The following is a 13,906-nucleotide window of genomic DNA, read 5'->3' as shown; positions in this document are numbered from 1 at the left end:
ATGAACAAACCGCAGACCGGCGTCCGCGGCAGGCCGGATTTTCTGCTCCTTATTTTAACGCTGGTGCTTACGGGCTTTGGATTGGTCATGGTGTTCAGCGCCAGCTCCAATATCGCGGCCGTCAGCGACATTTATCGTCACGACGCCCTCTATTTTATTAAACGGCAATTGATATGGGCGATACTGGGCACCTTCGTCATGCTGCTGCTCATGAATATTCGTTACAGCGTTTTCAAGAAAGGTTTTGCGCTGCTGCTTATTCCCGTACTGATCCTGCTCATACTCGTTCCTTTTGTCGGCAAAGAAATAAACGGGGCCCGCAGCTGGTTCGGCGTCGGCTCCCTCGGCATCCAGCCGACGGAGCCGGCCAAGCTTGCGCTTATTCTTTATTTGGGCGCTCTCATTTCCAAGAAAGGCGAGAAGTTCCGGGATTTCAAAAAAGGGCTCGTGCCGGTAATCGTCATCGTCGGTTTTATATGCGGCATCGTCATGCTTCAGCCCGACCTTGGCTCCTGTCTCGTGCTGATCTCGTGCGCGCTCATTATGATCGTCGCCGGAGGCGCCAATCTGAAACAGCTGTTTATGACCGGGACGATCGGTGCCGTCGTCGTTGCGGTCATCTCCGCGATCATGATGCTGGTCGAACCGTTGCAGTGGCAGTACCGGATCAGCAGGTTCACCTCCTATTTGGACCCGCTGGCGGACCCGCTGGGAGACGGCTTTCAGCTTGTAAAATCGCTGGAGGCGCTTGGGCACGGCGGACTGATGGGGGCCGGACTCGGCCACAGCATTCAGAAACTGCAGTACTTGCCTTACGCATACAACGATTTTATTTTTGCGGTTATCGGGGAAGAGCTGGGTTTTATCGGCAGTGTAGTTTTTCTCTTCTTTTACATGATGCTGCTGTGGCGGGGATTGATCGTTGCGGTACGTTGTCCCGACGTGTACGGAACCGTCGTAGGAGCGGGAATTGTCGGCTTGATCGCCGTCCAGGCGATTATTAACATCGGCGGTGTCACAGGGACGATTCCGATCACGGGGGTTACGCTTCCGTTCATCAGCTACGGCGGCTCCTCGCTGCTTGTCACCTTGATGGCGATGGGCGTGCTGCTGAGCATTTCGCGGGAATATAACCGGCCGGCGGTGCGTGAGGTGCGGGAGGAAAGAGCAAAGCCGCAGCAGGATCGAAAAATCGCCATCCTGCGTCCGTAACCGGACGGCACCGGACAACCTTCAACATAAAAACAAGCGGCCGCCATTGGACCGCTTGTTTTTATTTGAGCCGGGCCGTAACGGCCGGACTTTCGTCCACGACGTCCTCCCGGAACAGAACCCCATCCACTTTCACGTTCACTTCCACCACATTCAGGCCGGTCATATTCTCGACGGCTTCGCGGACGCTGAGCTGCAGCTGCCGGCACACCTCCTGGATCGGAATGCCGTACTGCACAATGACGCGCAGATCGATTGCCGCTTCCAGCTGTCCGACCTCTACCGTCACGCCTTTTTGCACGTTTTTGCCGCTGAGCCGCTTGGCCAGTCCTTCCGAAATGCCGCCCGACATGGCGGCGATCCCCGGCGTTTCCAGCGCCGCCAGACCCGCGATCGTAGCTACAACGTCGTCCGATATGCGAATAATGCCTGTTTGAAGGTCTTCGGTCATAAATTTCACTCCTTGGGGAAATGCCATCTTTGGTTTAATTGTAATGGATGCTTTTGACGGAAGCAAGAACGATCAAAAGTTGCCGGCTGCGTTTACAATCTACCTGAATTTGGTTATAGTAAAAAGCAGATTTCATCAAGCAGATGAGCTTTCAACGGCTAAAACGGCGGTCAAAAAATTGCCCAATGAACGGAGTGTCAATGACTTGCGGAGAAAATTGTTTTTTACAGGTTTAATCGTCACATTTGTCTTAAGCGGGATTGCCCATTACGCCCATTGGAACGAAATGTTTCAATTTGTCGTATCGGCAATTGCGGTCATCTTTGTCGCCGGCTTTCTCGGACAAGCGACCGAAAGCGTCTCGCACTATGCAGGACAGCGGCTGGGCGGCTTTCTGAACGCCACCTTCGGCAATGCGGCGGAGCTCATTATCGCCATCTTTCTCGTCAAAGCCGGATCGTTCGAGACGGTAAAGGCCAGCTTGACGGGTTCGATCATCGGCAATCTGCTGCTTGTGCTCGGGCTTAGCGTCCTGATGGGCGGCCTCAAGTTTAAGGAACAGGTGTATAACGCCAAACTTGCGGACCATAACTCCACGCTCATGATGATGGCCGTTATCGGGCTGTTCATTCCGGCCATCTTTGTCACCGCCGAACATTTCAGCCCTGAGGCCGACCGGTTTCTAAGTATTACGGTTGCGATTATTTTGATCGTCTGCTATTTGCTGTGGCTCATCTTCTCTATGATTACGCACAAAGATATGCTTGCGGATTCGGACGATACGAGTTCCGGTCACGGCGAGGAGCCGATCTGGTCCAAAAGCAGATCTATCCTCTACTTGGTGGTGGCGACCGTTATGGTTGCCTTTGTCAGTGAATGGCTCGTCCATACGCTGCATGGAGTGTCAAGCCGCTTCGGCCTGTCCGAGCTGTTCGTGGGGGCGTTCGTTGTCGCTATTGTCGGCAATGCGGCCGAACACAGCGCGGCTATCTTGCTTGCGATGAAAAACAAAATCGGCGCCGCCGTGGAAATCGCAGTTGGCAGCAGCCTGCAGATCGCCCTGTTCGTCGCACCGGTCCTTATTCTGATCAGCACCCTGTTCGGGCCGACCATGGACATCGTCTTCTCTCCGATCGAACTGGCCGCCATCGGCGTCGCCGTCTTTATCGCAAAATCCGTTTCCAGCGACGGAAGGACGAACTGGTACGAAGGCGTGCTGCTTCTGATGGTTTATGTCATTCTCGGGTTCGCCTTTTATCTCGTCTAAAGGAACAAATAAACGAAACCGCCGGAGCGCTTCTCCGGCGGTTTACTTGTTATAACAAGCCGATTCAATAGGCTTGTCTATTAGCTATTTCATTTGCTGCTCTCCAGCGCCTCGTACAATTGTGCCAAATTCCGTTCCAGCCGGCTGACGATCTCCCTGCCCGTAGATTCCATGACCAGTCCCGCACGCACGGCGAAATCCACCTCGCGGGAAAGGCCGTACATTTGCGTATCCAGCACCTCTTCATAGAGGGGACATTTGCGTGTAGCGAGATTCTCCATTTGAACCTCGATCAGCTTTTCGATTTTATTGGCATCTTCCTGCAGCAGCTGAAGCGCTTTATGATGCAAATGAACCATAACATCCGGTGAAGACATATCTTCCCCCCCTGTGCGCAATCCTCGCCGTCATTTATACTTTTATATTAGACGAAACGAGGCGAATACACAAGGACAAAACAAGAAAGAGCGCTCCGCAGGTGATCCTGGGGAGCGCTCTCTTTGCCGCGGTTCTGCAATGGCGGCCGATTAATCGCTAATAATGTTTACGTCAAGATTATATTTTGCGAACACTTCCGTCATCGCTTGTTTCGCTTCGTCGGCATCCGGTCCATGTACATGGAGCTCATAGGAGTGTCCGCCTACCAGTGTCGTAAACAAACCGAGAATGCTTTTCACATCAATGTACTTGTTCTCGGCCTGCAAAACGATGGAAGAACGGAATTGGCTGGCTGTTTGCGAAATCTCAACGACTGCGTTGTTGCTGGACATAAGTATCCCTCCAATGAGTCAATTAAACAAAAGAAAACGTTTCCTTAATGATAACCCGAAATGGTATATCATTCAAGTGAAAAACGGTTGATTTACATTTATTTTAGGTGCTCCGGGTTTAGAGCTGCAAGTTCCGGAATAACGAAACGGCCGTCCTTGCGGATGAGCGTGTCGTCAAAGTAGATTTCTCCGCCGCCGTATTCCGGCCGCTGAATCAGCACCAAATCCCAATGTACGGCGGAACGGTTGCCGTTGTCGGTTTCCTCATATGCCTGGCCCGGAGTAAAATGCAGAGAACCGGCAATTTTTTCGTCGAACAGCGTATCTTTCATCGGATGCAAAATATACGGATTGAACCCGAGGCTGAACTCGCCGATATATCGCGCGCCCTCATCGGCATTCAAAATTTCATTCAACCGCTTCGTATTGTTGCTCGTCGCTTCGACAATTTTACCGTCTTTAAACGTAAAGATGATGTTCTCGAACGTTGTACCCGAGTAAACGCTCGGCGTGTTATAGCTGATTGTGCCCTGCACGGAGTCGCGGACAGGCGCGCTGAACACTTCGCCGTCGGGAATGTTGCGGTGGCCGGAACATATTTTGGCCCCGATTCCTTTCATGGAAAACGTCAGATCCGTGCCCGGCGCCGTAATGCGGACGCGGTCGGTGCGAATCATCAGCTGCTGCAGTGGCTCCATCGCCCGCTCCATTAAACTGTAATCGAGGTTGCAAACGTTGAAATAAAAATCTTCGAATGCCTCGGTGCTCATGTTCGCAAGCTGGGCCATCGACGGGCTCGGATAACGGAGCACGACCCATTTCGTCCGTTTCACCCGCTGCTCCATATGGACCGGATGACGGTACAGCCGTTGGTACAGACTCATTTTATCTTCCGGAACATCCGACAGCTCGTTCACGTTATCGCCCGACCGTACCGCTATGTAACCCTGCATCTGTTTCATCCTGGCCAGATCAAACTCGGCCCACAGCTGGATCTGTTCCTTTGTCGCAGATTTAAGCAGCGAGCGAAGCACGGAATTGTCGCTCGTCTGGACAAACGGGCGCCCGCCGCGCCTCGCAACCTCTTCGATCAATGCTTTGGCCAGCTCCCGCTCGGAACCGATCATATCGATGAGCACATTTTCGCCCGGCTGCACATCAATTGAATATTGAACCAAATTTTCAGCCAGCTTCTGCAGTCTGGAATCACGCATGCCCCATGTCTCTCCTTCCGTTTCTTAGGTTCACCTGAACATCGTATCACGTTTGCGTGCGGCATGCACCGTCTGCGCCTCTATGCCGTCGAAAGAAACGAAGCGGATATCCGTCGTCTTCCCTTCCTTCCGCCGCATCCCTGCCGACTCGTAATCCAGCGTCGACGTTTCGGCGATCTGCAGCGGAAGCAGACGGGTCCGGTCAATGGTCAGCTCACAGGCCGACATCACATGCAGCGAGTCCAGCATACGCTCAAGCTCCCTGCCGGAGAGGTTCAGCTCGCGGTTCCATTCCTGAATGAATTTCCGTTTAAGCGGCCCGCTAAGGCCCGCATACATCTTTTCGTTCTGTGCCTTGCGGGACGCAACGGAAGCCCACTCGCTTTGCATCCGCCGCTTCCATTCGCGGGTCGACTGCTCCGGGTCGAGCTCGATATGCAGAACGGTTATGTTTTCATCCGAACGAGCGGGATCGACCGTCACCGTTTTTTTCGCTTCCCGCAGCCTTCGCAGCAGCCCGGAAGGGTCCATCTGCATGTCGCCGGCGTCGCCGGTCTTGCCGCCCTCTTCGCTGTACGTCTCCATCTTCAGGCGGGAATGTCCCGTTACGCTGCCTTGAAAGGAAACCGCTCCCTTCTGCACGCCGCCTCCGTCAATAAAGGCGCTTTTTCCTTCAAATACGTACCGGTCCTTACCGGACAAGCCCGCCGCTGCAAGCGACAACAGCTCCTCGGGCGTACGATTGTCGGCTATCGAGCACCCTCCTGCCAATATCGAGCAGCCGAGCAAACATAACGCCCCTATATGCAGCCCTTTCAACCGTCTTCACCCCTTTGAAATCGGATTATCGATTAGGCTGTCCTCAAGCTCCGCAATCTTATACGGAGAGCTTCTGGAGCCTGTAATTCTCTTGACAAACAGATCAAATTCTTATAGAATCTATTGATGAATATAGGGCTAGCGGTTTTGTGTCACCCTCACGGATGCTGTCGCTGGCGGGACAGCGGCTGAACTTTCCTGCCAGGATATGAGCGGTTTGAACCGGCTTCATAACATAGACAGTAATCGGCGAAACAATGACCCCATTTTCAAACATTCCATTTGAAGAAGGAGTTACAACCAATATGTCACGTTATACAGGTCCTAAATTTAAACTGAGCCGCCGTCTCGGCATTTCCCTGAGCGGTACCGGCAAAGAACTGAAACGCCCATTCCCTCCGGGACAACACGGTCCGGGCCAACGCAAAAAAATGAGCGGATATGGCGTTCAGCTGCAAGAAAAACAAAAGCTCCGTCACATGTACGGCTTGAACGAAAAACAATTCCGCAATCTGTTCGACAAAGCGAACAAGCTCAAAGGGATCGCGGGCGAGAACTTCATGTTCCTGCTTGAGAGCCGTTTGGACAACCTCGTTTACCGTCTGGCGTTTGCGAACTCCCGTGCCGGCGCGCGTCAGCTCGTTGCTCACGGTCACATTACGGTAAACGGCAAAAAAGTGGACATCGCTTCCTACCTGGTTTCCCCTGGCGACGTAATCGGCCTGCGCGAGCGCAGCCGCAGCCTGAAATCGGTTAAAGAAGCAATCGAAGCCCGTCACCACCTGCCGAACTACGTTGAATTCAACGAAGCGGCTGTCGAAGGCAAGTTTGTTCGTCTTCCGGAACGCGCCGAGCTGTCGCAAGACATCGACGAAAAACAAATCGTCGAGTTCTACAGCCGTTAATCGCTGTAGATTCAGGCATGCAAAAACCCCCGCGGATCAAATCCGCGGGGGTTTTTTTGCCGTCTGCCCCAAGTTGAGAAGGGTTCACGACACCTTTGTCTATCCTGTTTTTCCGTTATCTGCCGGTTCCTTGAACAGGGCCGCAGCTGTTTCAGCCATTTAAGTCTATGCTTACGAAGTGGTTTTGCCTCCGGCAAAACCTTTAATCCGCTTTCGCCACCGGAAGCGGAGCCGGCGCAGCCGGGACCGCAGGGACCGCTTTGGACGTTAATCCTTTCATCAGCGCGTTCACATCGATTCCGGAGACGCTTCGCAGCATTTCCGGCGCCGTCGCCATCAGCGACGTTACATAGTTGCTCAGCCGTGCCGCGCCTTCCCCATGCCCCGTATCGACAACGGTCAGCTTGTCGATGCCTTTGATCGGTTCGGCCACCTTGCCGGCAAGCTCAGGCAGCATTTTCACAATAATGTCAAGCACGGCCGCTTCCCCGAACTTCTCGAACGCCTGGGCGAGCTTCTCTTTCGCTTCCGCTTCGGCAAGGCCGCGCAGCCGGACCACTTCGGCTTCGGCCGTACCTTTGGCGCGCTCCGCATCGGCAATCGCGAGGCCTTCCAGCCGCTTCTGCTCGGCTATCGCTTTCGCTTCCGCCTCGATCCGGTACTGCAGCGCGTCGGCTTCGAACAGCTGTTTCGCTTTCTCCGCTTCCGCCGCCTGCACGACGGCGTAACGGTCCGCATCGGCTTTTTTCTTCACTTCCGCATCGTACTGCTTTTCGCGCCGCAAAATCTCTTTCGCTTCCAGGTCGATTTCCCGCTCCTTGCGGACGATCTCGACCTTCATCTGCTCCTCGACGACGCTTTGCTTGGCGCGGGCTTCCTGAATAAAGTAAGCCTGGTCGGCTTCCGCCTTCGCCGTATCCTGATCGCGCTTGAAAGCAGCCACCTTCAGCTCCTTCTCCTTGCTCGCCTCGGCGATGTTCGTATCGCGCAGCAGCTCTGCCTTCTGCCCTTCCTCTTCGGCGCGCGCCTTCTGGATCCGGGCGTCGCGGACCGCTTCGGCTTCGGCGATATCGGCATCCCGCTTGACGGCGGCAATGCGCGGCTTGCCGAGCGCTTCCAGATAGCCGTGCTTGTCGCGAAGATCCTTGATGGTGAAGGAAACGATCTGCAGCCCCATTTTTTTCAAATCTTTGGCGGCTACGCTTTGCACCTCCTGGGCGAAACGGTCCCGATTGCGATACACCTCTTCCACGGTCATCGTTCCCAAAATGGCCCGCAGATGGCCTTCAAGCACTTCCTGGGCCTCGCCCTTGAGCGCTTCGATCGGTTTGCCCATAAACTGCTCTGCCGCGGTGGCCACGTCTTCGACGGAACCTCCGATTTTGATGATGGCCACTCCATCCGCGATTACCGGTACGCCTTGCTCCGTGTACACTTCCGGGGTCGAGACGTCCAGCTTATGGGAGAGCAGCGACAAAAATTCGGCTTTTTGGAACACCGGCAAAATAAATGCGCCTCCGCCGCGCACGATTTTGATGCGCCGTCCGGATTCATCCGCCGACACATTGCGGCTGCCAAGAAAGGAGCCGGTCACAATCATGGCTTCATCGGGACTGACCGTCTTGTAGCGGGCCCAAAAAGCAAGCCCCAACACGATCAGAACCCCTACGACTACCGATGGAATAACGAGAAAATCCGGCATGAAATTCGCTCCCTTCGCGTATGTACAATTTTACCAATTCATTTGCAGCGATCGCAGACTTCCGTTCAAGCGCTCACTCCAGGTCCGTCTTAAACTCCGAAACGAAGAGCGCACCCTGTTTCACCTCGATGACGACGATTTTCGCTCCCGAAGGAATCGGAACGCCGTCGAAGCTCTCGGCGATATGATTCGTATTACCCGCCCCGACTTTAACGAGCACTTCGCCGCACCCATGGGCAGGGATGGCCACAAGCACCTCCCCCACTTTTCCGGCCAGCTCTTTCATGGAATAGCCGCTCGAATTCTCGCTGTTTTCCATTGGTTTCACGTAAAAGAAAAAGATAGCCAGCGCCGATACGGCCGCTATAAGCAGCGAAATGATAACTGTGGAACCGGAACTAAGAGAGGTGTACCGTTCCAGAAGCAATCCCGAGCCTCCAAACACGGTGACCGCGCCCGCCAGCGTTACCGGCTGGAACCAATGGTGCCCGTCGAGAGATAAAAAGTCGAATGCTCCGTCAAATGCCATTCCGATCCAATCGCCGAGCACGACGCTGACGAGCGCATACAAAATCCCGACGAACAGACAGGATAAGAACAGCGTTTCCAACCTTAACTCCCCCCATTTCCCCTAAACACTGTTTACGAACTCCTATTTTTATACGTCTCGTTTACAGAAAAGTTTCACAACTAAACCATATTATTGAAATACCGAACCAAATAGCGGGAACGATCCGAAGCCGTCCGACATCGTAAAGTACCTGAGATAAAAGGCCAATCCGAAATTTCCGATTGAACCGAAAATAGGAAAAAGCCCGCCTCCTGACGGAAGGCGGACTTTTCCGATGCGTCATACCAGTTTGATGCGGACGATTTTGCGTTTGCCGACCTGAAGCACGTCGCCGTCGGCGGGACGGACATCGGCATTCGGATCGGTTATTTTCTCTTCGTTCAGCTTCACCGCGCCCTGCTGGACGCTGCGGCGCGCCTCGCTGCCCGACGATTGCAGGCCGAGCGCCGTCAGCAGCCGGACGATCCGGATTCCCCCGTCCTCCAGCTCCGAAGCGGCGAGCGGCGCGTCTTCCAAGTCGGTCGGCAGCGCCCGCTGCTGAAACACGGTCACAAAATGCTGCTCAGCGGCGGCTCCCGCCTCTTCCCCATGGAACATGCGGACGAACGTGCAGGCAAGACGCATCTTCGCATCGCGCGGATGAACGGCTCCGGAAGCGAGCCCTTCCCGCAGCGCCGCCAGCTCGTTGTTGCCGATATCGGTTGCAAGCTCATAATATTTGAGCATCAGTTCGTCCGGAATCGACATTGCTTTGCCGTATATTTCGTTTGGCTCCTCGTCGATTCCGATATAGTTGCCGAGGCTTTTGCTCATTTTCTGCACGCCGTCCAGACCTTCGATGATCGGCGTCATGATGGCGACCTGAGACGGTTTGCCGTACTCTTTTTGCAGCGTCCGGCCCATCAGCAGGTTGAACTTCTGGTCGGTTCCGCCCAGCTCCACGTCCGACTCCAGCGCGACCGAATCGTAGCCCTGCATAAGCGGATAGAAAAACTCGTGGATGCTGATCGGCTGTCCGGACTGGTAACGCTTCGTAAAGTCGTCCCGCTCGAGCATGCGCGCAACCGTCACTTTGGCGGAAAGCGATACGACATCCGCGAACGTAAGCGGCGCCAGCCACTCCGAGTTGTAGCAAACTTTTGTACGCTCAGGATCCAATATTTTGTAAATTTGCTTCTTGTACGTTTCGGCATTGCGTTTCACATCTTCTTCGGTCAGCTGCTTGCGCGTTTCCGATTTGCCGGTCGGATCGCCGATCCGTCCCGTAAAGTCGCCGATCAGCAGATTGACTTCGTGGCCGAGCATCTGGAACTGGCGCAGCTTGTGCAGCACGACCGTATGTCCGACATGAATGTCCGGCGCCGACGGATCGAGTCCGAGCTTGATTTTAAGCGGCTTGCCGGTAGCAACGGATTTGACGATCTTTGCTCTCATCTCCTCTTCCGGCACGATTTCCACTACGCCGCGCCGGATGATGTCCAGCTGGCGTTCCACTTCCTGCTGCTGCTCGGCAGTCAGCTCGTTAAATTTTTCCTGTGACATTTATTCTCTTCCCTTTCCGTTCCATGATGATCTGATGAAAACACAAAAAATCCTTCGCTCGTCTCAAGGGACGAGAAGGATTTGCTCGCGGTACCACCCTCGTTAGAGCCGCTGCCGGGGCAGATTAGGCTCTCACTTCATTATTGATAACGGAAGCGGATGCTTCCGGAAACGGGCTACCGGCCGGACACTGCCCCCAGTGGGACCGGCCCGCTTTCCCCCGTTCAGCTCAAGGCGGTAATTCATGCTGCGCCGCGTACCGGTTCGCACCGTCCACCGGTTCTCTGAAAGCGTCGTTCGCAGTACTACTTGTGCCCGTCATAGCGATAGCGATATGTATACTTGCAAAAGTTATATCACAAAAATCAATGCCGAGTCAAACCTCGTTTATCGCCCCCGTGCAAAAAAAGATCGCCAAATAAAGACAAAATAGGCACCGAACTGCTTTGGCACATCGAATTATGTTATAATAACTCTGTTTACCTTAGAGGAGGAATCAAATTTATGGAAGAAGAACGTCAACAACCATCGAACGGACACAGTAAATGGCGTACGTTCGGCGTCGTGACGCTCATAACCATCAAGTGGCTCTTTATTTTCGGCATTCTCGGCTTTCTCTTTGTCGGCGGCGTCGCCTCCGGTTACGTAGCCGCTCTCGTGAAGGAAGATCCGGTCCGGTCCGGCTCCTTTATGGATGAGAAAATGAACGAAAATGCGTTGACGGGTTTCGTATTTTTTAACGACGGGATCACACCGGTCGGGCAGCTGCGTACGGAAGAGGACCGGCGGCTGGTTGATCTGAAGGATGTGCCTGGGTCGGTTATCGACGCACTCATTTCAACGGAAGACAGCAATTTTTACAACCATATCGGCATCGATTACAAAGGCTTCGCGCGCGCCGTCAAGCAGAAGCTGCTGAACGAAAGCCAGCAGACCGGCGGAAGCACGCTGACGCAGCAGGTCGCACGACGGGTTTTCTTAAGCTTGGACAAGACGGACAGCCGCAAAGTGAAAGAAATTTTTCTGGCGCTCCGCATGGAACGTTACATGACCAAGGACGAGATTTTGTCGGCTTACTTGAACAAAATGCCGTTCGGCAACGGTTCGTCGGGTTATAACCTGTACGGGATCAAATCGGCGGCGCTTGGTGTTTTCAACATTAGCGACCTACATAAGCTGAATATTGCCCAATCCGCCTATTTGGCCGGTCTCCCCCAGCTTCCTTCGGTCTACTCGGCCTTTGACGGCAAAGGTCAGTTCAATCCAAAAGGCTTCAACAGGGCGCTGGAGCGCCAGCACGTCGTGCTCTCCCGCATGCTGGAGACGGGCCGGATTACCCAAAGCCAATATGACGAGGCGCTTAAGTTCGATATTAAGAGCACGCTCGCTCCGCACCGCGAAAAAGCTTACAACACGTTCCCTTATCTGATGCTGGAGACGGAACGCGAAGCCGCCAAGCTGCTCGTGCTGCAAAAAAATCCGAAGCTGACCGAAGCTGATCTCGGCAAAGTCGAAAACAGCGAGCTTGTCAACAATATGAGGGAACAGCTGCTGCGTTCCGGTTACCGGATTTACACGACCGTAGATAAAAAAATTTACAACGACATGCGCATGATCGGCAGCAATCCGGATAACTTCTCCCCTTACAGCAAAACGAAAGGGCTTGAGCAAATCGCCGCCGTCATGCTCGATCATAAGACGGGCGCCATTCTCGGCATGCTTGAAGGGCGCGATTTCAATACGGAGCAAATGAACTACGCCACCCAAATGACACGCCAGCCGGGCTCCACCATGAAGCCGATCGCCGCTTATTTGCCTGCGCTGGAGCAAGGTTTGATCCAGCCGGGCGGCGTGATCGACGATTCGCCGATCGTATTGAAGGACGGGCAAAAAGGCTTTCACATTCCGATGAACGTCAACAAGAAGTTCAGCGGTCTCGTGACGGCGCGGGAGGCGCTCAACCGTTCCCTTAACATTCCGGCGCTCAAGCTGTTCCTGTACAAGGTAAAAATCGACAGCGCCTGGAATTTTACCCGCTCCTTAGGCATTACGACACTGCAGCCGCAGGACGAATACGCCCAAACCGGCGTTATCGGGGGCTTAAGCAAAGGCGTCTCCGTCGAGGAACTGACGAATGCGTTCGGAACGATTCCGAACATGGGCGTCTTCAATGACGCTTATATGATAAGCAAAATTACCGATGCGAAAGGAAATACCGTTTACGAGCACAAAGCGAATCCAAAGCGCGTCTATTCCGAGCAGACCGCTTTCCTGATGACCGACATGCTGCGCACGGTCATTTCCGATTCGCGGGGAACGGGACACAGCCTGACGTCGTCCTTCGACGCTTACGGGAAAATTCCGATCGCCGGCAAGACGGGATCGACACAAGATTACGGCGATGTCTGGTTTATGGGCTACACGCCGGACATTACGCTCGGCGTATGGTCCGGATATAAGGAGCAGGTCAATACGCTGTCCAAAGCCGGCCGCGCAAGGGCGCGTTCCATTTGGTCGCTTATTATGAACGAAGCAGTGAAGGACCGTCCGGAGCTGTTTAAGACCAATGAATTCACCCAGCCGGAAGGCATTGTCAAGGCGACGGTATCGAGCGTCAGCGGCAAGCTGCCAAGCAAGCTGACCCGGGATGCCGGTCTTAACGTCACCGACTGGTTTAACAAAAAGTATTTGCCGACCGAAACCGACGATGTGCTCGTTGATTCTCCTTATATTACCTATAACGGCATTAACTATGTGCCGCAGCAATCGACGCCGCCCGATATGGTGCGTACGAAAATCGTCATTAAGCGGGAGCAGTCGCTCGCCGAGCTGATGGATGAAATTCAGAACGCCCAGGCCAAGCTGCCTGCCGCAAGCCGGCGGCCGATGTCGGTCTTTGTGCCGGCGGACGCCGGTGAAGACGCGCCTTCCAAGACGGATCCGCGCGCCGATGACGGCGCCGCTCCTTCGGCCCCGTCCGGCGTCGCCCTCGAGCCGGGCAGCGGCGCAAGCCGCATCATTTTCGCGGCCAATCCGGAAAATGATGTTGTCGGTTACCGTCTTTACCGGTCTGAAGGCGGCTCATTCGCGAAATACGGAAGTTCCGTGCTCGCAGGAGATTCCCAGTCCTTTACGGACAGCTCGCCCGCCTTTGGGGCCGGCTATTATGTCACGGCGGTTGACGTCGCGGGCAGGGAATCGGCTCCAAGCCTGATTGTCGGCGGCGGAAGCGTCCTTCCCGGAAGCTCGAACGGCACTGCGGGAGCGGAAACCGCTCCTCCGGGCAGCGCGTCGACACCGGGCCTTCCGGGCGATGCGAATCCGGGTGAAACGCCTTCCGGCGAGACGGCTCCCGGCGACGCCGGTGCCGGTGACTTGCCTCCAATCGAGGAACAAGTCATTCCGCCGGTTACGACGCCATAATATTTTGCAAACAGTAAACCTCCAAGCAGA

Annotated in this window: 12 protein-coding genes and 1 other annotated feature; of the genes, 4 read left to right on the top strand and 8 right to left on the bottom strand. The window is 54.5% G+C overall.

The window, feature by feature from the left end:
• Window positions 1–1,212 (top strand): putative lipid II flippase FtsW, encoded by a 1,212-nt coding sequence (ftsW, locus tag VN24_RS20015; RefSeq protein ID WP_045671865.1) that lies wholly within the window; start codon window positions 1–3, stop codon window positions 1,210–1,212.
• Window positions 1,213–1,273: 61 nt separating this feature from the next.
• On the opposite strand, the gene VN24_RS20010 is transcribed toward ftsW, so the two are convergent.
• Window positions 1,274–1,663, bottom strand: coding sequence for an Asp23/Gls24 family envelope stress response protein (locus tag VN24_RS20010; RefSeq protein ID WP_045671864.1), 390 nt, complete (start codon window positions 1,661–1,663; stop codon window positions 1,274–1,276).
• 205 nt (window positions 1,664–1,868) lie between these two features.
• Between VN24_RS20010 and cax the strand changes: the two genes are divergently transcribed.
• On the top strand, window positions 1,869–2,930 hold the full coding sequence (gene cax, locus VN24_RS20005; RefSeq protein ID WP_045673495.1) for a calcium/proton exchanger: 1,062 nt from the start codon (window positions 1,869–1,871) through the stop codon (window positions 2,928–2,930).
• 89 nt (window positions 2,931–3,019) lie between these two features.
• On the opposite strand, the gene VN24_RS20000 is transcribed toward cax, so the two are convergent.
• The 4 genes from VN24_RS20000 to VN24_RS19985 form a co-directional block, all read right to left on the bottom strand.
• On the bottom strand, window positions 3,020–3,307 hold the full coding sequence (locus VN24_RS20000; protein ID WP_045671863.1) for an Fpa/YlaN family protein: 288 nt from the start codon (window positions 3,305–3,307) through the stop codon (window positions 3,020–3,022).
• 150 nt (window positions 3,308–3,457) lie between these two features.
• Window positions 3,458–3,700 carry an HPr family phosphocarrier protein gene (locus tag VN24_RS19995; protein ID WP_045671862.1) on the bottom strand — a complete coding sequence of 81 codons (243 nt, stop codon included), beginning with the start codon at window positions 3,698–3,700 and terminating at the stop codon, window positions 3,458–3,460.
• A 98-nt stretch (window positions 3,701–3,798) separates the two neighbouring features.
• The gene (locus tag VN24_RS19990) at window positions 3,799–4,914 is read right to left on the bottom strand and encodes an aminopeptidase (RefSeq protein WP_045671861.1); all 1,116 of its coding nucleotides are present in this window, start codon (window positions 4,912–4,914) and stop codon (window positions 3,799–3,801) included.
• 30 nt (window positions 4,915–4,944) lie between these two features.
• Window positions 4,945–5,733 carry a hypothetical protein gene (locus VN24_RS19985; protein ID WP_045671860.1) on the bottom strand — a complete coding sequence of 263 codons (789 nt, stop codon included), beginning with the start codon at window positions 5,731–5,733 and terminating at the stop codon, window positions 4,945–4,947.
• 305 nt (window positions 5,734–6,038) lie between these two features.
• On the opposite strand from VN24_RS19985, the gene rpsD reads away from it, so the two are divergent.
• Window positions 6,039–6,638: a 30S ribosomal protein S4 gene (rpsD, locus tag VN24_RS19980; RefSeq protein ID WP_045671859.1), complete on the top strand. Its 600-nt coding sequence runs from the start codon at window positions 6,039–6,041 to the stop codon at window positions 6,636–6,638.
• Window positions 6,639–6,840: 202 nt separating this feature from the next.
• Here rpsD and VN24_RS19975 read toward each other — a convergent pair whose 3' ends face one another.
• The 3 genes from VN24_RS19975 to tyrS all read right to left on the bottom strand — a co-directional run bounded on the left by VN24_RS19975 (window position 6,841) and on the right by tyrS (window position 10,453).
• A complete protein-coding gene (locus VN24_RS19975) occupies window positions 6,841–8,340 on the bottom strand; it encodes a flotillin lipid rafts scaffold protein FloT (protein ID WP_045671858.1) in 1,500 nt (499 codons plus the stop codon).
• 73 nt (window positions 8,341–8,413) lie between these two features.
• Window positions 8,414–8,950 carry an NfeD family membrane protein gene (locus VN24_RS19970; protein WP_045671857.1) on the bottom strand — a complete coding sequence of 179 codons (537 nt, stop codon included), beginning with the start codon at window positions 8,948–8,950 and terminating at the stop codon, window positions 8,414–8,416.
• A 240-nt stretch (window positions 8,951–9,190) separates the two neighbouring features.
• Window positions 9,191–10,453: a tyrosine--tRNA ligase gene (gene tyrS / locus VN24_RS19965; RefSeq protein ID WP_045671856.1), complete on the bottom strand. Its 1,263-nt coding sequence runs from the start codon at window positions 10,451–10,453 to the stop codon at window positions 9,191–9,193.
• 63 nt (window positions 10,454–10,516) lie between these two features.
• Window positions 10,517–10,784, bottom strand: a binding site (T-box leader).
• Between the two features lie 173 nt (window positions 10,785–10,957).
• Here tyrS and VN24_RS19960 point away from each other — a divergent pair.
• The gene (locus VN24_RS19960) at window positions 10,958–13,876 is read left to right on the top strand and encodes a transglycosylase domain-containing protein (protein ID WP_082083945.1); all 2,919 of its coding nucleotides are present in this window, start codon (window positions 10,958–10,960) and stop codon (window positions 13,874–13,876) included.
• Window positions 13,877–13,906: the final 30 nt, after the last annotated feature.

Source organism: Paenibacillus beijingensis, from assembly GCF_000961095.1.
Classification (GTDB): Bacteria; Bacillota; Bacilli; order Paenibacillales; family Paenibacillaceae; genus Paenibacillus_O; species Paenibacillus_O beijingensis.
Note: the sequence above shows the minus strand (reverse complement) of the source record. Positions and strands in the feature narration are given on the sequence as shown.